At 72.6% G+C, this 20,186-nt stretch carries 16 protein-coding genes and 1 other RNA gene; 3 read left to right on the forward strand and 14 right to left on the reverse strand.

Annotated features, from left to right (window positions below; all coding sequences use genetic code 11):
• Window positions 1–42: 42 nt before the first annotated feature.
• From IR155_RS13660 to ffs, 14 genes are all read right to left on the reverse strand, one after another.
• Window positions 43–987 (reverse strand): DMT family transporter, encoded by a 945-nt coding sequence (locus IR155_RS13660; protein WP_233441214.1) that lies wholly within the window; start codon window positions 985–987, stop codon window positions 43–45.
• A 354-nt stretch (window positions 988–1,341) separates the two neighbouring features.
• On the reverse strand, window positions 1,342–1,935 hold the full coding sequence (gene recR / locus IR155_RS13665) for a recombination mediator RecR (protein ID WP_135115366.1): 594 nt from the start codon (window positions 1,933–1,935) through the stop codon (window positions 1,342–1,344).
• Window positions 1,936–1,949: 14 nt separating this feature from the next.
• A complete protein-coding gene (locus IR155_RS13670) occupies window positions 1,950–4,388 on the reverse strand; it encodes a DNA polymerase III subunit gamma and tau (RefSeq protein ID WP_135115367.1) in 2,439 nt (812 codons plus the stop codon).
• A 51-nt stretch (window positions 4,389–4,439) separates the two neighbouring features.
• Window positions 4,440–5,108, reverse strand: coding sequence for a response regulator (locus IR155_RS13675; RefSeq protein ID WP_135115368.1), 669 nt, complete (start codon window positions 5,106–5,108; stop codon window positions 4,440–4,442).
• A complete protein-coding gene (locus tag IR155_RS13680; protein ID WP_457920468.1) occupies window positions 5,105–6,457 on the reverse strand; it encodes a sensor histidine kinase in 1,353 nt (450 codons plus the stop codon). The genes IR155_RS13675 and IR155_RS13680 overlap by 4 nt, the downstream gene beginning before the upstream one ends.
• The gene (locus IR155_RS13685; protein ID WP_135115370.1) at window positions 6,400–7,233 is read right to left on the reverse strand and encodes an ABC-2 transporter permease; all 834 of its coding nucleotides are present in this window, start codon (window positions 7,231–7,233) and stop codon (window positions 6,400–6,402) included. Before IR155_RS13685 ends, IR155_RS13680 begins: the two co-directional genes overlap by 58 nt.
• Window positions 7,230–8,150, reverse strand: coding sequence for an ABC transporter ATP-binding protein (locus IR155_RS13690; protein ID WP_135115371.1), 921 nt, complete (start codon window positions 8,148–8,150; stop codon window positions 7,230–7,232). Before IR155_RS13690 ends, IR155_RS13685 begins: the two co-directional genes overlap by 4 nt.
• 141 nt (window positions 8,151–8,291) lie before the next feature.
• A complete protein-coding gene (locus IR155_RS13695; RefSeq protein WP_135115372.1) occupies window positions 8,292–9,119 on the reverse strand; it encodes a sulfurtransferase in 828 nt (275 codons plus the stop codon).
• On the reverse strand, window positions 9,112–11,664 hold the full coding sequence (locus tag IR155_RS13700; protein ID WP_135115373.1) for a glycoside hydrolase family 65 protein: 2,553 nt from the start codon (window positions 11,662–11,664) through the stop codon (window positions 9,112–9,114). Before IR155_RS13700 ends, IR155_RS13695 begins: the two co-directional genes overlap by 8 nt.
• A gap of 76 nt (window positions 11,665–11,740) precedes the next feature.
• Complete coding sequence (locus IR155_RS13705) at window positions 11,741–12,499, reverse strand: HAD family hydrolase (protein WP_135115374.1); 759 nt, start codon at window positions 12,497–12,499, stop codon at window positions 11,741–11,743.
• Window positions 12,500–12,607: 108 nt separating this feature from the next.
• The gene (locus tag IR155_RS13710) at window positions 12,608–13,048 is read right to left on the reverse strand and encodes a hypothetical protein (RefSeq protein WP_135115375.1); all 441 of its coding nucleotides are present in this window, start codon (window positions 13,046–13,048) and stop codon (window positions 12,608–12,610) included.
• Between the two features lie 12 nt (window positions 13,049–13,060).
• Window positions 13,061–14,284 (reverse strand): acetate/propionate family kinase, encoded by a 1,224-nt coding sequence (locus IR155_RS13715; protein ID WP_135115376.1) that lies wholly within the window; start codon window positions 14,282–14,284, stop codon window positions 13,061–13,063.
• Window positions 14,285–14,399: 115 nt separating this feature from the next.
• Window positions 14,400–16,505 carry a phosphate acetyltransferase gene (pta, locus tag IR155_RS13720; RefSeq protein ID WP_135115377.1) on the reverse strand — a complete coding sequence of 702 codons (2,106 nt, stop codon included), beginning with the start codon at window positions 16,503–16,505 and terminating at the stop codon, window positions 14,400–14,402.
• A gap of 504 nt (window positions 16,506–17,009) precedes the next feature.
• Window positions 17,010–17,106: signal recognition particle sRNA small type (ffs, locus tag IR155_RS13725), an RNA gene on the reverse strand.
• Window positions 17,107–17,239: 133 nt separating this feature from the next.
• Here ffs and IR155_RS13730 point away from each other — a divergent pair.
• From IR155_RS13730 to IR155_RS13740, 3 genes are all read left to right on the forward strand, one after another.
• Window positions 17,240–18,211, forward strand: coding sequence for an AAA family ATPase (locus IR155_RS13730; RefSeq protein WP_135115378.1), 972 nt, complete (start codon window positions 17,240–17,242; stop codon window positions 18,209–18,211).
• Window positions 18,212–18,224: 13 nt separating this feature from the next.
• Window positions 18,225–19,481, forward strand: a complete 1,257-nt coding sequence (locus tag IR155_RS13735; protein WP_135115379.1) for a DUF58 domain-containing protein — start codon at window positions 18,225–18,227, stop codon at window positions 19,479–19,481.
• Between the two features lie 6 nt (window positions 19,482–19,487).
• On the forward strand, window positions 19,488–20,186 hold a 699-nt coding region (locus IR155_RS13740; RefSeq protein ID WP_228067242.1), incomplete at its 3' end, for a transglutaminaseTgpA domain-containing protein.

Here is a 20,186-nt window from a genome sequence, read left to right on the forward strand (position 1 = left end):
GCGGGGACGGCGGCGGCAGCTCGTTCTGAGTCGCCGCGGCGGTCAGCGGCCGTTACGCGGGGTCGCGGGATCCGGTTCGGACAGGATCGGCACATCCGCGCGCTTCCTGTCGCCGATCGGCAGGCCGCCCGCCGCCAGCAGGCAGCCGACGATCACGACCGGGAAGCCGAGCAGCAGGGCGGGAGTCAGCGGCTCGCTCAGGATGAGCGCTCCCAGCGCGACGGCGACCACGGGGTTCATGTAGGTGAACATCGGCGCGCGCACGGGGCCGACCTCGCCGATCAGGGCGAAGAACACGATGAACGCCACGGCGGTGCAGAGCACGGTCAGCAGCGCCAGGGAGATGACGCTGTTCGCCGCGGGCGGCTGCGGGCTCGTCAGCAGCGCGATCGGCGCGTAGCCGAGCCCGACGGCGCCGAGAGCGAGCGTGATCGTGCCGAGAGAGGGGACCTCGTTCAGCTTGCTCGCCACGATGAACGGCGCGATCGCATACAGGACGGCGACGAGCAGCACCTCTCCCATGGCGAGGAGGTCGGCGCCCGCGCCGCCCGAGCTGCCGAGGCCGACGATCGCGACGCCGGCGAAGCCGAGCACGAGGCCGATCGTGCGCAGCGGCCGCAGCGCTCCCCTGTCGCCGCGGATCACCGCGATCACCGTGGCGAACAGCGGCACGGTCGCCACGAGCAGACCCGTGAGACCGGAGGGGATCGTCTGCTCGGCGTGCGCCAGCAGCACGAACGGCCCGGCCATCTCGATCGCCGCGAAGGCGAGCACCCACGGCCACTTGCGCAGCGCCGGCTTCAGCGCCCCCTGGCGCAGCGCGAAGGGCAGCAGAAGGAGCGCGGCCCCGCCGGTGCGCACCGCGACGACCGCGGCGGGCGAGAACGACTCGACCGCCTCGCGGATGAAGAGATACGGGACTCCCCACAGGATCGCCATGATGGCGAAGAGCACCCATCCCCGGGTGGTGAAGCGAGACGATGGCACGCGCCGATCATCGCACGGGCCCCCGACATCGCTTCTTTGGCCGCCCGTGGATCGATCGCTCGGCCGACGCTTCGCGCCGGCGCTCGATCCCGATGGACGTCGCTGGCGCTCCGTCCGGGCGCGCTGGTTGGCCCCATCCGGGGCACGCTCACTTCGCTCGCACGAGGGCACAAGCCGTGACCAGAGTCTCGCGGAGCCGAAGCGACCGCACCGAAGCCGCACCCGAATGCGAGCCGTCATCTCGACTCCCCTCCGCTCGCTCGATAACCGGGCCCGACGGTTGCTGAGCGAGCTTGCGAGCCGAAGCGATCAGCGGGTGCCCAAGCGCGTGGGATGCGCGAGCGAAGCGAGCGATTAGATCGTGCGGCGGCCCTCGAAGGCGCGGCCGAGCGTGACCTCGTCGGCGTACTCGAGGTCGCCGCCGACGGGCAGGCCCGAGGCGAGACGCGACACCGTGATCTGCAGCGAGGTGAGAAGGCGGCTCAGGTAGGTGGCCGTCGCCTCGCCCTCGAGGTTCGGGTTGGTGGCGAGGATGACCTCCTGCACCGTGCCGTCCGCGAGACGCGACATCAGCTGCTGGATGCGGAGATCATCCGGACCGACCCCGGCGATGGGGCTGATCGCTCCGCCGAGCACGTGGTACAGCCCGCGGAACTCCCGCGTGCGCTCGATCGCGGCGACATCCTTCGCGTCCTCCACGACGCAGATCAGCGCGGGGTTGCGGCGTGGGTCGCGGCAGATGGCGCACGTGTCCTGCTCGGAGACGTTGCCGCAGATCTCGCAGAACTTCACCCGCTCGCGCACCTCGCGCAGCAGCTCGGACAGCCGGGACACGTCGAACGTCGGCGTCTGCAGGATGTGGAACGCGATGCGCTGAGCCGACTTGGGGCCGATGCCGGGAAGGCGACCGAGCTCGTCGATCAGCTCCTGGACGATGCCGTCATACATTCAGGGGGTCACTTTCACTGGAACCGCGTGGGCGGCTCGTAGGGCTCCTCGTGCAGGAACCGCGCCTCGAGGATCTGCCGCACGACCGCCTCGCCGTACCGCTGCACGCCGTCGGTCTGCACGACGCGGCGCTGCACAGTCACCGTCGGGGTCTGGATGACCGGCGGCGTCGACGGGGCCTCGGGCTCCTCTTCCTCGGCGTCGACGGGCACCTCGGTCGGGATGACCTCGCCCTCGCGCTCGAGCGTCGCGACGCGTGCGGACACGGGCACCGCGGCCTCTTCCGGATCGTCGTCCACCGCGAGCGCGGGCGACGCGTCGGAGTTCGGGATGGGCGCGACGGCCCAGTCGGTGACAGGCGCGGCGGCATAGGTCGCCGGGGCGGAGACCGGCTCGCGGCGCGGCTGCTCGTCGCGCACGGCGGGACGAGCGGGCTCGGGGCGCGGCGGTGCCGCAGGGGCGGCGGCGCGGGGAGCCGGGGCGTACGCGTCCTCATCCGGATACGGCTCGCCCGCGTACGGGTCGTCGGGATAGTCCGGCTCGGGCGGCAGGTCGTCGTACGGCCGCGCCTGCGGGGCGGTCGCCGAGGGCGCGGCGGATCGGGCCGGGTCGGGGTCGGACGACGGCTCGGCCGCGGGGCGTCCGCCGCTCTGCTCGCGCGGGCCGCTCTCCCGGCCCGCGGTGTCGAGGCGTGCCAGGTACTTCACGCGAACGCCGAGCACGGCGAGGATCGCGGTGCGCAGGTCTTCGCTGATCCCGCCCTGCGGGGTGCGCGTCTTGAACTTGCCGAGGTCGCCCTCGTTCGGGAAGCCGAGCACGAGCACGTCGTCGGGCTTCACGTCGACGACGCGGGCGCCGGAGACGACGAGCCAGCTTGTGCGGCTGATCCCCTGCAGGCGCTCGAGCACGGAGCCCCAGGCTGCAGTGATGCCGTCGAGCGTGAGAGGCCCGGCGGGCACCGGCGGCGAGGGCTCCGCCGCGGGCTCGGGCGTGGCGGCGGGCGCCGTGCCGGGTGCGACGGTGGCCCATCCGGCGGCGGGAACGGCGTCCCCGTTCGCCGGAGATGTCGTGTTCGCCGGAGCCGGGGCGGGGGTTCGCTCCGTCGAAGCCGGAATCTCCGTCGCAGCGGCGGCGGGACGTGCGGGCTCGGGAGCGGGGGCCGCCGGAGCAGGAGCAGCAGCGGGAGCCGCCGAAGCAGGCGCCGGTGCAGCAGCGGGAGCCGCCGAAGCAGGCGCCGGCGCAGCGGCCGGTGCAGCAGCGGGAGCCGCGGGCGCGGCCGCCGGGGCCGGAGCCGCGGCGGGCACGGCGCCCGGCAGCGGTGCGGCGCCGGGGGTCGCGGCGGCAGCGGGAGCGAGCGCCCCGGCGAGCACGCGGGCGATCATCAGCTCGAGCTGCAGGCGCGGCGACGTCGCCCCCGACATCGAGTCGAGCGCGGCGCTGACGATGTCGGCGGTCTTCGACAGCCGCTCGGCGCCGAGTCGCTGCGCCTGACCGGCCATGCGCTCCAGCTCGTCGGACGGGATCCCCCGCAGCACGGCCGAGGCGCCGTGCCCGGTCGCGGCGATCACGATGAGGTCGCGCAGGCGCTCGAGCAGGTCGTCGACGAAGCGGCGCGGATCCTGCCCCGTCTGCACAACGCGGTCCACGGCCCCGAACGCGGCCGCGGCATCCCCCGACGCGAACGCGTCGATGACGCCGTCGAGCAGCTCGCCGTGCGTGTAGCCGAGCAGCGCGACCGCGCGTTCGTAGGCGACGTGATCGCCGTCGGATCCGGCGATCAGCTGATCGAGGATCGAGAGCGTGTCACGCGGCGATCCGCCGCCCGCGCGAACGACCAGGGGAAGCACGCCGGTCTCGACGTTCACTCCCTCCTGCTCGCACAGCGACTGGACATAGTCGAGCATCGCGGCGGGCGGCACGAGGCGGAACGGGTAGTGGTGCGTGCGCGAGCGGATGGTGCCGATGACCTTGTCGGGCTCGGTCGTCGCGAAGATGAACTTGACGTGCGCGGGGGGCTCCTCGACGAGCTTCAGCAGCGCGTTGAAGCCCTGCGGCGTCACCATGTGCGCCTCGTCGAGGATGAAGATCTTGAACCGGTCGCGGGCGGGGGCGAACACCGCGCGCTCGCGCAGATCGCGCGCGTCGTCGACGCCGTTGTGGCTCGCCGCGTCGATCTCGACCACGTCGAGCGATCCGCCGCCCGCGCGCGAGAGCTCGACGCAGCTGTCGCAGGTGCCGCACGGGGTGTCGGTGGGCCCCTCGGCGCAGTTCAGGCAGCGCGCGAGGATGCGGGCCGAGGTCGTCTTGCCGCAGCCGCGCGGACCCGAGAACAGGTAGGCGTGCCCGATGCGGTCACCCCGCAGCGCGGTCATCAGCGGCTCGGTGACCTGAGACTGCCCGATCATCTCCCCGAAGGTCTCGGGCCGGTAGCGGCGATACAGGGCGGTGGTCACCCGATCAGCCTACGGGAGCCCGCCGACATAGACGCGGCAGGATCCTCAGGCTCACTCCGGGCGCACGACGCCCAGCCGGTACGCCAGGATCACCGCCTGCACGCGGTCGCGCAGGCCGAGCTTGAGCAGGATCCGGCCGACGTGCGTCTTCACCGTCGACTCGCTCAGGAAGAGGGCCGCAGCGACCTCCGAGTTGGTGGCGCCCTCGGCCATCAGGCGGAACACGTCGCGCTCGCGGGCGGTGAGGGCCTGCAGGGCCTCGTCGGCCTCGGCGCTGCGGTCGGCGGCGAGGTGCGGGGCCGCGTACTCGATGAGCTTCGCCGTGATGCGGGGCGCCACGACCGCGTCGCCGTTCACGACCGAGCGGATCGCGCTCAGCAGCTCGGCGGGGCGCGTGTCCTTCAGCAGGAACCCGCTGGCTCCGGCGCGCAGGGCGCCGAACGCGTATTCGTCGAGGTCGTAGGTCGTCAGCACGAGCACGCGCGTTCCGGGAAGGCGCGTGGTGATCCGCTCGGTCGCCTCGATGCCGTCCACCCCGGGCATCCGGACGTCCATCAGCACGACGTCGGGAACCAGCCGGGTTACGAGCTCGAGCGCCTGGGCGCCGTCGCCGGCCTCGCCGACGACCTCGATGCCGGGCTCGGCCTCGAGCACCATGCGGAACCCCATCCGCACCAGGTGCTGGTCGTCCACCAGCAGCACCCTCACCGCATCCGTCACGATGCCTCTCCCTCTCGCAGCAGCACGCTCACGCGCCATCCTCGCGGCTCGCGGGGGCCGATCTCGGCCGTGCCGCCGTACAGCGCGGCACGCTCGCGCATCCCGAGCAGCCCGCGCCCGCCCTCGGACACGGCGACCGCGAGCCCGTCGTCCTCGACGAGGATCGAGACGGCGTCCTCGCGCCATTCGACGCGGACGTCGACGCGGGTGACTCCGCGGGCGTGGCGCAGCGCGTTCGTGAGCGACTCCTGCACGATCCGGTACACGGTCAGCCCCAGGGCCGCATCGGCGCGCGGCGCGCCCGACACGGTCAGCGTCACCGGAAGGCCCGCCCGGGCGAACTCGGCGACCAGCGCGGGAAGGTCGTCGGCCTGGGGCTGCGGCGCGCGCACGTCGGATCGTCCGGCGGATCCGCCGTCGGACCGCACGATCGCCAGCAGCCTGCGCACCTCGCCCAGCGTGCGGCGGCCGGTCTCGGCCACGGCCCCGATCGCGTCGCGCGAGCGGGCCTGATCCGGCGTCGCCGCGGCGCCCTCGGCGAGCGCGATCATGACCGATAGGCTGTGCGCGATCACGTCGTGCATCTCGCGCGCGATCCGCTCGCGCTCGCGGGCCGAGGCGATCTCCGCCTGCTGGTCGCGCTCGCGCCCCAGCTGCGCCGCGCGATCCAGGATGGCCGCGACGTAGCGCTTGCGCCCGCCGACGTTCGTGCCCAGCAGCGTCGCGATCAGCAGGATCACCACGAACGGCACCGCGATGTTCAGCCACAGCACGAGCGGGCCTCCGTCGGCAGCGGCCTCCGCTCCTCGCCCGTGGATCAGCGCCTTCAGGAGCGCGTCGAGCATGCCGGCGGCGGAGGCGATCCCGAAGCCGAGCCAGGCCGCGCGCGACGACCTGTACACCCCCAGCGCGTACACCGAGATCAGCACGGCCGCGGGCTGCAGCGGCGAGTCGATGGGGAACGACACGAGCAGCAGGACCGTCGCTCCGAAGAACGCCGGCCACACGAACCGGCGCCGCAGCAGCACGACGACCCCGCCCGCGATCCCCAGCGCGATGACCACCCAGACGGGCGGCAGTTCCGGACGCGGCTCGGGCAGGAGATAGGCCGCGACGCTCGCGGCGGTGATGAGCAGGTACACGCCCGCGACGAGCCCATCCGTCACCCACGGGTGGGCCTGCAGGTAACGCCGGATGGACCCCGGCGGCGACGGCAGCGCAAGGTCGCCCGGGAGCGCGCCGGAGCCCGGCCCCGCGGAGGCGGGACCGGGCGGCCGGGGCGAGGAGGCGCTCAGACGTCCCTCCCGCGCAGCACGAGGGCGCCGACGGCGAGCGAGGCGGCCGTCCACGCCGTGGCCACGAGGGCCGCGACCGGCAGGGCGAGGCTTCCCTCCTCGACGCCGCCGGCCGGGGCGATGCTGAACATGTCGTCGCCCGCGTTGGGCAGCAGGTACGGCTGCACGTCGGCGACCCACTCCACGGCCGAGCCCAGCACCATCACGAGCGTGGGAAGCACGAGCAGGATGCCGAGCGCGAACGCGATCGATCCGGCGGATGAGCGCACGGCCGCCGCGACGCCCAGCGCGAAGACGGCGACGAGGCCGAGGTAGACCGAGCCGCCGACCAGCGCCAGGGCGAGTTCGCCGTCCAGCGGCGAGGCGAGTCCCTTGGCATCGAGCATTCCGTACGTGGCGGCCCAGCTGGCGAACGCGGTCAGGGCGCCGACGACCGTCACCGTGGCGAACAGCACGACGGCCTTCGCCCACAGCACGGGAAGGCGGCGCGGCACGGCGGCGAACGTCGATCGCACCATGCCGGTGGCGTACTCCCCGCCGAGGCTGAGCGCACCCAGCACGGCCGCGACGAGCTGGCCCATGGTGAAGCCGATCGTGATCACGGACAGCGTCACCGTCTGCGCGCTCGCGCCGTCGTCGGGAACGCCGTCCACCATGTCGATCGTGGCGGCGAGGATCGCGGCGAAGCCGACGCCGATCAGCAGGATGAGCGCCAGCGACCAGGCCGTCGAGCGCAGGCTCGTGAGCTTGATCCACTCGGATCGCACAACCCGGGGGAACGTGATGCGGACGCCGGCGAGGGCCGGACGCGGGGCGGTGAGCGCGGTCATCGGACGACCTCCTCCATCTCGGCACGGTACTCGACCTCGTCGTGGGTGAGGTCGAGATAGGCGTCTTCGAGCGATCCCATGACGGTCGTGAGCTCGTGCAGCACGACGCCCGCGGCCGCGGCCGCCTCGCCGATGCGCTCGCGGACCGTGCCCGAGATCTGCACGGCGCCGTCCTCGAGCGGGGTGAGCGTCACGTCGAGACGCCCGAGCACCGCGGCGAGGCGAGGCAGGTCGGGGGCGCGCACGCGCACGGACGAGCCGGGCGCGCGGGCGATCACCTCGTCGACGGGGGCGTCGGCGAGCACACGGCCGCGCCCGAGCACGATCAGGTGGTCGGCCGTCTGCGACATCTCGCTCATCAGGTGCGACGAGAGCAGCACCGTGCGCCCCTCTGCGGCCAGACGCCGCATCAGCAGCCGCATCCACCGCACGCCCTCGGGGTCGAGTCCGTTGACGGGCTCGTCGAGGATCACGACCTGCGGGTCGCCGAGCAGTGCCGCCGCGATGCCGAGACGCTGCCCCATTCCCAGCGAGAAGCCGCCGACGCGCTTCGACGCGACCGCCTCGAGGCCAGCGAGCCCGATGACCTCGTCCACGCGGGAGGCGGGGATGCCGTGCGTCGCGGCGAGCGCGCGCAGGTGGTTGCGGGCGGTGCGGCCGGTGTGCACGGCCTTCGCCTCCAGCAGCACGCCGACCTCGCGCAGCGGCGCCGGCTTGCCGCGGTAGTCGGATCCGCCGACCGTGACGCGGCCGCTGGTGGGCGCATCGAGGCCGACGATCATCCGCATCGTCGTCGACTTCCCCGCCCCGTTGGGGCCGAGGAATCCGGTGACCTTTCCCGGCTGCACGACGAACGCGATGCCGTCGACGGCCGTCTTCGCGCCGTAGCGCTTGGTGAGTCCCTGCGCTTCGATCACGGGGTGCTCCTTCCTAGGTGGACGTCGCCTCGTGGCGGCGTGCCTCCACGCTAGGAAAGGGGCGGTCTCCGGCGCGTCCGCCCGCGGTCGCGACCTGCGCCGATCCGGTGGCACCGTGGTACCACCCACGCACTGGGGGGCCTACGGCTGCGGACCGGTGGCGACCGGGCGGTCCTCCAGGTTCGACCACTGGCTCCACGAGCCCGGGTACAGCGCCCCGTCCACGCCGGCCGCGGCGAGCGCGAGCAGGGTGTGCGCGGCGGTGACGCCCGAGCCGCAGTACACGGCGACCGGCGCACTCAGGTCGACGCCCAGCTCCTGGAATCGCGCGCGGATCGATCCGGGCTCGAGGAACCCTCCCCGCGCGTCGATGTTGCCGGTGGTCGGGGCCGACACGGCGCCGGGGATGTGCCCGGCGCGCGGGTCGATCGGCTCGACCTCGCCGCGGTAGCGCTCCCCCGCGCGGGCATCGAGCAGCGTGCCGATGCGCGGGAACGCCGCGGCGTCGTCGGCGGTCAACACCGGCAGTGAGCCGTATCGCAGCTCGATGTCGCCGGGCTCGGCCTCCACCTCGCCCGTCTCGAGCGGCCCGCTCCACGCCGCGAGCCCGCCGTCGAGCACCCGCACGTCGTGCACGCCGGCGTGCCGCAGCAGCCACCAGGCGCGCGCCGCGGCCATCCCCGACGTCGCGTCGTAGACGACGACGGGGCGCCCGGTCGCCACTCCCCACGCGCGCACGGAGCGCTGCAGCGCCTCGATGGACGGCAGCGGATGCCGCCCCTCGGTCGCGGGCCGGGACGGATCCGCCAGCTCGTGGTGGAGATCCACGAACACGGCGCCCGGGATGTGCCCCGCGAGGTAGTCGGGACGGCCGCCATCCGGATCCTGCAGGGTCCACCGCACGTCGAGCAGCGTGACCTCGCCCAGCCGCGCGGCGAGCTCGTCGGCCGAGATCAGCGGATCAGTCATGCGCGGGATGACCGTCGTGGATGACCGGGATCGACGTGGTCACCGGGATGGACGCCGTCGTGGGCACTGTCGGCTCGAGCATCGTGCCGTCGTCGCGCCGCATCTCCGAGAAGGGCTTCAGCGTCGGGCGGCCGGGCAGCACCGGGCCCTGGTCGGCGAGCGGGACGACGGCGGGCTGCTCGACGGTCGCGATGTAGGCCTTCCCGCGCACCTCGAAGGGCACCGGCGCGGCCGCGTCGTCCCCTGCCTCACCGGGCCGGACGCTCACCCGCATCTCGTCGCGACGCAGCACCACGTCGAGGGCGCGGCCCTGCCACTGCAGCGTGTACGCGAGCTCGGGCCACTCCTCGGGCAGGCGCGGATCGAACGTGAGCTCGCCGAGGTGGTCGCGCATGCCGCCGAAGCCCGACACCAGGGCGGTCCACACGCCGCCCGCCGAGGCGACGTGGACGCCGTCCGCCGCGTTGTGGTGGAGGTCGCCGAGGTCGACGAACAGCGCCTCCTCGAAGTAGTCGTGCGCAAGGTCCTGGTACCCGACCTCGGCCGCCAGGATCGACTGCACGACGGCCGACAGGGTCGAGTCGCCCGTGGTCAGCGGGTCGTAGTAGTCGAAGTCGGCGCGCTTCTCCTCCGCCGTGAAGTGGTTCCCCTGCAGGAACAGCGCGAGCACGACATCCGCCTGCTTCAGCACCTGGAAGCGGTAGATGACGAGCGGGTGGAAGTGAAGCAGAAGGGGGCGCTGGTCATCCGGCGTGTGCTCGAGATCCCAGACCTCGCGCTCGAGGAACAGCGAGTCCTGCGGGTGGATGCCGAAGCTCTCGCTGTACGGGATGTGCATCGCATCGGCCGCGCGTTCCCAGGCCTCGGGCTCGGAGGCGTCGAGCGAGACCCGGTCGGACAGGCGCCGGAACGCGCCGGGGTTCCCCTCGGCCATGTCGCGCACCACGCGCGCCGCCGCGCGCAGGTTGAAGCGCGCCATCACGTTCGTGAAGAGGTTGTCGTTGACCACGGTGGTGTACTCGTCCGGGCCGGTGACGCCGTGGATGTGGAACGACTCGATGCCGTCGTACGAGCGCCAGAACCCGAGGGTCGCCCACAGGCGCGCGGTCTCGACGAGGACGTCGGCGCCCTCGCGCTCGAGGAAGTCGCGGTCGCCGGTGGCGCGCACGTACTTCACGATCGCGTAGGAGACGTCGGCGTTGATGTGGTACTGCGCGGTGCCCGCCGCGTAGTACGCGGAGGCCTCCTCGCCGTTGATCGTGCGCCACGGGAACAGGGCGCCGGCCTCGTTCAGCTGCGCCGCCCGGCGGCGCGCGGCGGGGAGCATCATCGTCCGCATCCGCAGGGCGTTTCGCGCCCAGAGCGGGTTCGTGTACGCGAGGAACGGCAGCACGTAGATCTCGGTGTCCCAGAAGTAGTGGCCCGAGTACCCCGACCCGGTCACTCCCTTCGCGGGAACCCCGAAGCCGTCGGCGCGCGCGGCCGCCTGCGCCAGCTGGAACAGGCACCACCGGGTCGCCTGCTGCAGGCCGTCCTGACCGCTGATCCGGATGTCGGCGCGGCTCCAGAAGTCGTCCATCCACTCCCGCTGGCGGCGGTGGATCTCCTCCACCCCGATCACGGCGACGCGGTCGAGCGTGCGCCGGCAGCGGTCGACGAGCTCGCGCGCGGGGACGCCGCGCGACGTGTGGTAGCTGACGACCTTGGTGATGGTGGTCGGCACGCCGGCCTTCGCCTGCACCCGGAAGACGTGCTTGGCGATGTCCGGGTCGACGAGGTGCCGCACGTCGTAGTCGTTCTCGGTGTCGATCCGGTGGTCGCTTCCGACCGCGATCGTCATCCCCGACTCGGTCACCTTGTACGACAGGGCCGAGCGGAGGTCGTCCTGCCAGTACTCCTGGGGCATCAGCACCCGCTCGCCGATCTTCTCGGCCTTGCGGGGGTCGAACGTCGCGCTGCGCGCCGCGGCCTTCTGGGCGAGCACGGCCGGGGTGCCGCCGTAGACGTTCTCGCCGTCCTGGCGGTTCACGAGCTGCGAGCTGATCGTCACCGGCGCGTCGTCGTCGAGCACGGTGATGGTCATCCGCATCACGGCGAGGTGGCGCTCCTCGAACGACACGACGCGGTCGTCCTCGATCAGCACGTCCTTGCCCGCGGGCGTGCGCCACAGCAGCCGGCGCCGGTAGACGCCCTCGCGCATGTCGAGCACGCGCTCGTACTCGCGGATCTCGGCGATGTCCAGCGACAGCGGCTCGTCGTCGACGTACACGCGCATGACCTTCGAGTCGGGCGCGTTGATGATCGTCTGGCCGATCTCGGCGAAGCCGTATGCCTGCTCGGCGTGGCGGATCGGCCACGTCTCGTGGAACCCGTTGATGAACGTGCCGTGCTCGTGCGCGTGGCGCCCCTCGGGGTGGTTTCCGCGGAAGCCGAGGTATCCGTTGCCGACCGAGAAGATCGTCTCGGTCACGCCCGCGTCCTCCCCCGAATAGCGCGTCTCGATGAGGCGCCAGGGGTCGACGGGGAAGCGTTCGCGATCGATCATCGAGGTCCTTCAGGGGTACGGGATGCGGGACGGGCGCGGGGATGCGGGAAAAACGTGCTGAGGAGATGGTGCCGGATCAGGCTGAGCCCGAACCGGATCGGCTGTCGTGTGCGTCGGCGAACTCGGCGAGATCCGAGACGACGACGTGCGCGCCGGCATCGCGGAGGGCCTGCGCACCCGCGCCGCGGTCGACGCCCACAACGAGCGAGAACCCCCCGGCGGCGGCCGACCGGACGCCGGAGATCGCGTCCTCGACGGCGGCGGTGCGGGACGGATCCACCCCCGCCATCTGCGCCGCGACGAGGAACACATCCGGCGCGGGCTTGGAGGGAAGGTGCTGGCGCTCGGCGACCATCCCGTCCATCACCACGGGGAAGCGGTCGCGGATGCCCGCGGCGGCGAGCACGTCCTCGGCGTTCTTCGAGCTCGACACGACGGCGGACGGGACGCCCGCCGCGTCGAGGATGTCGATCAGCCGCATCGTGCCGGGGTACGCCTGGATGCCCTCCTCGCGCAGCACGCGGGAGAAGACGATGTTCTTGCGGTTGCCGATGCCGCAGACGGTGTCGGCCTCGGGTGCGTCCGACGGGTCGCCCCAGGGCACCTCGACGTCGCGGCTGCGCAGCAGGGCGGCGACGCCGTCGTACCGCTTCTTGCCGTCGAGGTGGTCGAAGTAGTCGGTGTCGGTGTACGGCGGCTGGATGTCCCAGTCGGAGAACAGGGTCTCGAACATCGCCCGCCAGGCGTGCATGTGCACCTCGGCGGTGGGCGTGATCACACCGTCGAGGTCGAAGAGCACGGCGTCGTACTGGGTGAGATCAGGCAGATCGGACACGGGTCCTCCAGATCGCTCGGCGACGCGACCCAGCGTAGTGGCCACCGGGTTTCGCAGGTATCACGGGCGGGGTGCGCGACGTCGGCCCAGCGTTGCGGATCCTCCGCGTCACGGAGCATCCCGCTCGAGCCACGCGAGCAGCGCCAGCGCGTACGCGGCCTCCACGTCGTCGTGCCGGAACCGGCCGTCGACGGTGCGCACGACCCATCCGGCCTCGGCACCGGCATTGGCGTCGGACTCGGGCTCGGACTCGGCCTCGGCCTCGGCCTCGAGGGCGAGCAGCCGGTCGCCGAGCATCTCGCGCAGCTGGTCCTCCCGCGGCAGCCACAGCGCGCTGTCGAGAGTGACCGAGTCGAGGGCCCACTCGGTCGTGCCGTTGAAGCCCAGCACGGGCTGGCCCTGGAACACGTGCATGTCGATCGTGAGATGGCTGATCCAGAACACCTCCCCCGCCACCGACTCCTGGTCGATGGTGAAGCGGTCGCCGGGCTCGGGCTGCCAGAGCACGCCGGCGTCGCGGAGGCGGCGTGCGAGGGCCAGGGGCAGCATGACCGATGCCTCCTACTTCGCTGACGCCAGGGTCTGGCGCGCGATCTCGAGCTCCTCGTTCGTGGGGACGACCAGCACAGCGACCCGCGAGTCGTCGGTCGAGATGCGGCGAGCGCCGCGCTCGCGGGCGTCGTTGCGCTCGGGGTCGAGCTCGACGCCCGCGAAGCCGAGGGTCTCGAGGGCGGCCGCGCGGATCGCGGCGTCGTTCTCGCCGACGCCCGCGGTGAACGAGATCACGTCCACGCCGCCGAGCTGCGCGATGTACGCCCCGGCGTAGGCGCGGAGGCGATGGATGTACACGTCGAACGCCAGCTGGGCCGCCTCGTCGCCGGCCCCGCGCCGCCTCGCGAGGTCGCGCATGTCGGTCACTCCCGCAAGGCCGAGGATGCCGCTGTTCTTGTTGAGAAGCCGGTCGAGGTCGTCGATCGACATCGACGCACGGCGGGCGAGGTGGAGAAGCACGGCCGGATCCAGGTCGCCCGAGCGAGTGCCCATCACGAGCCCCTCGAGCGGCGTCAGGCCCATCGACGTCTCGACCGAGCGGCCTCCGTCGATCGCGGTGACCGACGCGCCGTTGCCGAGGTGGAAGACGATCTGCTTCAGCTCGGCGAGGTCGCGGCCGAGGAACTCGGCGGCCTTCGCGCTGACGTACGAGTGACTCGTGCCGTGGAAGCCGTAGCGCCGGATGCGGTGCCGCTCGGCGAGCTCGCGGTCGATCGCGTAGGTGTACGCCGCGGCGGGCAGCGTCTGGTGGAACGCCGTGTCGAACACGGCGACGTGCGGGATGTCCGCGAAGGCGCGGCGGGCGGCCCGGATTCCCTGCAGGGCGCCGGGGTTGTGCAGCGGCGCGAGCACCGACAGCTCGTCGATGTTGATCTCGACGAGGTCGGTGATGACCGTCGCCTCGAAGAAGCGCGCCCCGCCGTGGACGACGCGGTGGCCGACCGCCACGGGCGGGTTGTCGTCGAGCGAGGGTCCGTGCTCGGCGAACGCGTCGAGCATCAGCGCGAAGCCGGCCGTGTGGTCCGGGATGGGCCGCTCGATCTGGTGCGTCGAGTCGAGCACCGTCGGCGCCGGCTCCCCCGGCTCGGCGTGGAAGCGCACCGTGTGCGTGGCGACGCCGGTGTCCTCGCCGATCCGCTCGACGAGCCCCGACGCGAGCACGCGCTCATGGGCCATGTCGAGCAGCTGGTACTTGAACGACGACGACCCGCTGTTGACGACGAGGACGATCATTGTTCTCCTTCTGCGCGCTTCGCACGCTCCACCGACGAGGCGAGGTGTCCCGCCCATCGTTCGTTGAGCGAGCGAGGAACGAGCGAGTCGAAACGGGCCGGACTCACGAGCCGCCTCACGCCTGCTGGGCCTGGATCGCCGTGATGGCGACGGTGTTGACGATGTCGCTCACGAGTGCGCCGCGCGAGAGGTCGTTGATCGGCTTGTTGAGGCCCTGCAGCACCGGCCCGATGGCGACCGCGCCGGCCGAGCGCTGCACCGCCTTGTAGGTGTTGTTGCCCGTGTTGAGGTCGGGGAAGACGAACACCGTCGCCCGGCCGGCCACGGCGGATCCGGGCAGCTTCGCCTTCGCCACCGCGGCGTCGGCGGCGGCGTCGTACTGGATCGGGCCCTCGATCGGCAGCTCGGGAGCGCGCTCCCGGGCGAGCTGGGTCGCGAGGCGCACCTTGTCGACGTCGGCGCCCGATCCGCTCTCCCCGGTGGAGTACGACAGCATCGCCACGCGCGGCTCGACCCCGAACTGCGCGGCCGTCGCCGCCGACGAGATCGCGATGTCCGCGAGCTGCTCGCTCGTCGGATCCGGGATCACCGCGCAGTCGCCGTAGACCAGCACGCGGTCGGCGAGGGCCATCAGGAACACGCTCGAGACGACCGACACCCCGGGCTTCGTCTTGATGATCTCGAACGCGGGCCGGATGGTGTGCGCGGTCGTGTGCGCGGCTCCCGACACCATGCCGTCGGCGAGCCCCAGGTGCACCATCATCGTGCCGAAGTACGACACGTCGGTGATGGTGTCGGCCGCCTTCTCGTAGGTGACGCCCTTGTGGGCGCGCAGCTTCGCGTACTCGGTCGCGAAGCGCTCGACGAGCTGCGGGTCGAAGGGGCTCAGCAGGTGCGCGTCGGAGAGGTCGATCCCGAGCTCGGTCGCCCGGGCGGCGATCGCGTCGGGGTCCCCGAGGATCGTGAGCTCGGCGACGCCGCGCGTCAGCAGCGAGGCGGCGGCCCTCAGCACGCGGTCGTCGTCGCCCTCGGGCAGCACGATGTGGCGGCGGTCGGCGCGGGCGCGCTCGAGCAGCCCGTACTCGAACATCAGCGGCGTCACGACGGTCGCCTGGGCCACGCCCAGCACGCGCGTGAGCTCGGCGGTGTCGACGTGCTGCTCGAACAGGGCGAGCGCGGTGTCGAAGCGGCGACCCGATCCGGATGCGCGCCCGCGCGCGCCCATCACGCGGACGGACGTCGCGTAGGTGTCGAGATCCGTGGTCACGATGGGGAGGGTGGATCCGAGGCCGTCGATCAGGCGCAGCACGTCCTCCGGCACGGGGAACGGGCCGTTCAGGACGACGCCGGTGAGCTTCGGGAACGTGCCCGACTGGTTCGCGAGCAGCGCCGCGACGAGCACCTCGGTGCGGTCGGCGGGGATCACGACCACCGCCCCCTCGCTCAGCCGCGGCAGCACGTTGACCATCGACATGCCCGCGATCACCACGCCGAGCGCCTCGCGCGTGAGCAGCTGCTCGTCGCCCTTGAGCAGCGTGCCGCCGAGCGCGCGCAGGATGTCCTGCATCGACGGCGCGACGAGCATCCGGTCCTCGGGAAGCTCCCACACGGGGACGCCGTCGCCCACCGCCGCGGCGACGGCCGAGGTCGTGTCGGCGAGCTGATCCGGATCGGCGCGGTTCACAACGACCGCGGCGAGCTCGGCACGGCCGCGCTCGAGCTCGGGAAGGGCGAGGTGCGCGAGCTGCGCCATCTCCTCGGGCGTGCGCGCGGTGGTGGTGCCGAGCTGCTCGGCCTGCCCCTGCTGGGCGCGGCCGCCGAGCACGAGCAGCACCGGGGTGCCGAGGTTCGCGGCGATGCGCGCGTTGTAGGCGAGCTCGGCCGGGCTGCCGACGTCGGTGTAGTCGGTGCCGACGACGACGACCGCGTCGCACTGCGCCTCGACGGCCTTGAACCTGCCGACGATCGTGCCGAGGGCCGCCTCGGGATCCGCGCGCACGTCGTCGTAGGTGACGCCGACGCACTCGTCGTAGTCGAGATCGACGCCGTCGTGGCCGAGCAGCAGCTCGAGGACGTAGTCGCGCTCGACCGTGGATCGCGCGATGGGCCGGAACACCCCCACCTTCGGCGTCACCCGGCTGAGGGCGTCGAGCACCCCGAGCGCGATGGTGGACTTGCCGGAGTGCCCCTCCGCGGAGGTGATGTAGATGCTCCTCGCCACGCCGCCAGCCTACGTCCGCGCGGGGCGGCCGGGACAGGGGCGCCCCCGGTTGCTGAGCGACCGCCGCGGAGCCGCCCGTCCGTGCGAGCCGGTCATCTCGACTCGCAAGCTCGCTCGATAACCGGGGTGCGGTACTCGCAGAGGTGCGGCAAACGCACGCAACAAGGGGCGCAAAGGTGCACACGCCGCACGTTTACCCCACCGGTTGCTGAGCGAGCGCCAGCGAGCCGAAGCGACCGGCCCGAAGCGACCCACCCGTGCGAGCCGTCATCTCGACTCGCAAGCTCGCTCGATAACCGGGGTTGGGGCAACGCACCTGTGCCCCCGTGCGAACGAAGTGAGCGTGGAGCGAAGCGACCAACTCAGCGCGAAGCGCTGCCGCAGCGGAGCGTCAGCGACGGTGCCTCGCTCGCGAGTGCCGGCGCGGAGCGTCGTCGCGAGCGTGCGAGCCGCTTCTGAAGAAAACGGTGCGAGCCGCTCCTGAAAAGAACTGCCGCTCCTAAATAAAAAGACTCTCCGCGTACCCGACAGAGCCTGGTTACCCTTGCTACGTTTCCGTCCTGGGGGAGTTGGCCTGGATGTCGCCACGCGGAGAGCTTCGTCCAGTTTAGACGACGCGGGGCGATCCGGCACATCGGGCGGGCACGCACCGGCTCTTCTCGGGGCAAGATGGACCCAAGACGCGCAGAGACGACGGGATCGATCCGGCGGATGCGCCGAGATCGAGGAGCAGGATGACCGAGCCGATCACCGCGGAGCGCTTCCAGGAGGCGACGGACGGCATCATCCGTTCCGTCAGCTCCGTGATCGACGGGAAGCCGCAGGCAGTGCGGTCGGCTCTCGTCGCGCTGCTCGCCGAGGGGCACCTGCTGATCGAGGACGTGCCGGGCGTCGGGAAGACGGTGCTGGCGCGGGCGATGGCGGCGTCGATCCACGCGCGGGTGCGGCGCGTGCAGTTCACGCCCGACCTGCTGCCGAGCGACGTGACGGGCGTGTCCGTGTTCAACCCGGGCACGCGCGAGTTCAGCTTCACGCCGGGGGCGGTGTTCGCGAACATCGTGATCGCGGATGAGATCAACCGCTCCTCCCCCAAGACACAGTCGGCGCTGCTCGAGGCGATGGAGGAGCGGCAGGTGACGGTCGACGGCACGTCTCACGTGCTGCCGGATCCGTTCCTCGTGGTCGCGACGCAGAACCCGCTCGAGATGGAGGGCACCTACCCGCTCCCCGAAGCGCAGCGCGACCGCTTTATGCTCCGCATCTCGATGGGGTACCCCGACGCGCAGGCCGAGGCGCTGATGCTGCGCCAGCGCGACACACAGAACCCGCTGGCGGCGCTTCGTCCGGTCGTGACGATCGACGACGTGTCGGCGCTGATCCGGTTCGCCCGGTCGGTGCACGTCGCGCCGACGATCGAGGAGTACGCGGTCGCCCTGGCGCAGGCGACCCGCTCGGACCCCGAGCTGCGCCTCGGCGCGTCCCCGCGCGCGACGCTGCAGCTGGTGCGGGCGGCGAAGGTGTGGGCGGCGCTCGACGGACGCTCGTTCGTCATCCCCGACGACGTCACCGACCTGCTCGAGCCGGTGTTCGCGCACCGGCTCATCGCCTCCCGTTCGGCGTCGGGCGCCCATCGCGCGGGCGATCCGGTGCCGCAGATCCTCGGGCGGATCGCGGCGTCCGTCCGGGTGCCGCTCGCGGTGCGCTGATCCGGATCCGGACATGTCCCCCGCCTCGTCCTCCCGCTCTCTCGGCGGCGCGCCGCTGACCCTGCGCGGGGCGGGAGCGGTGGCGCTGGGCGTGGCCCTGCTGATCGCCGCGTCGAGCCTCGGGCGGGTGGAACTCGCGGTCTTCGGCCTCGCGCTGCTGCTGCTGACGGCCGGCGGATGGCTGAGCCTGCGTCTGGCGGGCCGGGTGACGGATGTCGACCGCTCGCTGACGACGGACGTGGCGAGCGTCGGCGGCATCTCGACGGTCGAGGCGCGGCTGCTGCTGTCGGCGCGGCCGGTGCCCGGCGGCACGTGGCGCGACGGCCTGCCCGACTTCGCGGTGCGCGCGATCGCGACCGAGGCGTCGCCGAACGGCGCCACCGGCGAGCTTCCGCCGGGCGGGCGCGGCATCCTGCATGTGTCTTATGCCGTGATGGGCATGCGTCGCGGGCGGCACACGATCGGGCCGCTGCAGACCGCGGCGGTCGACCCGTTCGGCCTCACCCGCCGCCGCACGACAATCGGGATGCGCACGGCCGTGACGATCGTCCCCGCGGTCATCCCGCTCGCCGCCCTGCCGGGGTCGCCGGGCGCCAGCGGCAGCTCGCAGCTCACCACCGGCCGGCACGGGCAGGGCGCGGACAACCTCATCCCGCGCCCGTATGCGCCGGGCGACTCGATGCGCCGCATCCACTGGCGGGCGTCGGCACACCACGGCTCGTTCATGGTGCGCGAGGAGGAGCGGGAGACGACGCCGCGCGCCATCATCGTGTTCAGCCGCGGCGCCGAGCGCTGGGGCTCCGCCGCTCCGCACGGCACCGACGAGGGCTTCGAGGCGGCGATCACCCTGTGCGTCTCGGCGGCGTGGAGCCTCGCGCGGGACGGATATTCCGTGAGCGTGATGGACAGCGACGGCGCCGTGATCGGCCTCGTCGAGTCGCACGAGGAGATGTCCGACCTGCTCGTCGCCTTCGCCGGGATCGCCCCGCGCGGGGAGGACACCCTCGCGCGCCTCTCGACCGCGGTCGGCAACTGGTCGGGGGCGCCGGTCATCCTCATCACCGGTCGCCTCGACGCCCAGGACCTCGCGGGCCTCGGCCCGGTCGCCGCGCAGTCGTCCCGCGCGGTGCTGCTCGCGGGGGATCCGCGCGGCGACGCCCTCGACCGCGCGGCCCGCGCCGGATGGCACGCGGCCCGGCTCGGGGGCGATGTCGAGGCGGCGTGGCTCACGGCGACGCGGCCCGATGAGGACACGCGGTTCGAGGGGTGAACGCGCATGCCGGTCGCTGAGGCTCCCCCCGCCACGCGCGAGTCGCTGCAGCGACTGCGCCCGGCCGGCCGCCCCGACGAGCGTCGCACGCCACCCCGCGGCGTGCGGGGCGATCTCGAGCTGACGCTCGGCGTCGCGGCCGCCACGATCGCCGCGATGCTGCCGATCGGCCGGCTCGTCGAGCCGGGATGGATGCCCGGCGCGGTCGCGACCATCCTGGTTGTGCTGTTCGCGGGCTATCTGCTGCGCCGGATGGGCGTTCCCGGCATCGTCGCCGCGGTGGGCGAGCTCCTGGTGTGGGCGGTGTGCGCGACCCTGGCCCTCGGGCACGACGACGCGCTGCTGGGCTTCCTTCCCACCCTCGACCTGCTCCGGGATCTGCCGCGGGTGCTCGACCTCGTCGGGGTGGAGGTCGTCGAGGGCGTCGCCCCGATCGATCCCAGCCGCGAGTTCGCGTTCGTGCTGATCGCGGCGGGCGGGTTCCTCGCCTTCTGCATCGGGCACGTCGTGCGCGACGTCCGCCTGCCGCTGCTTGCCGCCGTGGTGCTGATCACGGTGTTCGCCATCCCGCAGCTCGCGGTGCCGGGCGATCCCGACTTCGTCGCCGCCGTGTTCCTGATCGCGGCGATCCTCTGGCTCGTCCGCGCCGAGATCCGCGCTCGCCGGCCCGGGATGGAGGCCGGCCCCGTCGCCTCGACGTGGGCG

The organism is Microbacterium paludicola (genome assembly GCF_015235415.1).
Taxonomy (GTDB): domain Bacteria; phylum Actinomycetota; class Actinomycetes; order Actinomycetales; family Microbacteriaceae; genus Microbacterium; species Microbacterium paludicola.

Coding starts and splice junctions, on each gene's coding strand:
- IR155_RS13685 (WP_135115370.1), bottom strand. CDS start 7,233: ATGACCGCGCTCACCGCCCCGCGTCCGGCCCTCGCCGGCGTCCGCATC.
- IR155_RS13730 (WP_135115378.1), top strand. CDS start 17,240: ATGACCGAGCCGATCACCGCGGAGCGCTTCCAGGAGGCGACGGACGGC.
- IR155_RS13700 (WP_135115373.1), bottom strand. CDS start 11,664: ATGATCGATCGCGAACGCTTCCCCGTCGACCCCTGGCGCCTCATCGAG.
- IR155_RS13715 (WP_135115376.1), bottom strand. CDS start 14,284: ATGATCGTCCTCGTCGTCAACAGCGGGTCGTCGTCGTTCAAGTACCAG.
- IR155_RS13735 (WP_135115379.1), top strand. CDS start 18,225: ATGTCCCCCGCCTCGTCCTCCCGCTCTCTCGGCGGCGCGCCGCTGACC.
- IR155_RS13710 (WP_135115375.1), bottom strand. CDS start 13,048: ATGCTGCCCCTGGCCCTCGCACGCCGCCTCCGCGACGCCGGCGTGCTC.
- IR155_RS13695 (WP_135115372.1), bottom strand. CDS start 9,119: ATGACTGATCCGCTGATCTCGGCCGACGAGCTCGCCGCGCGGCTGGGC.
- recR (WP_135115366.1), bottom strand. CDS start 1,935: ATGTATGACGGCATCGTCCAGGAGCTGATCGACGAGCTCGGTCGCCTT.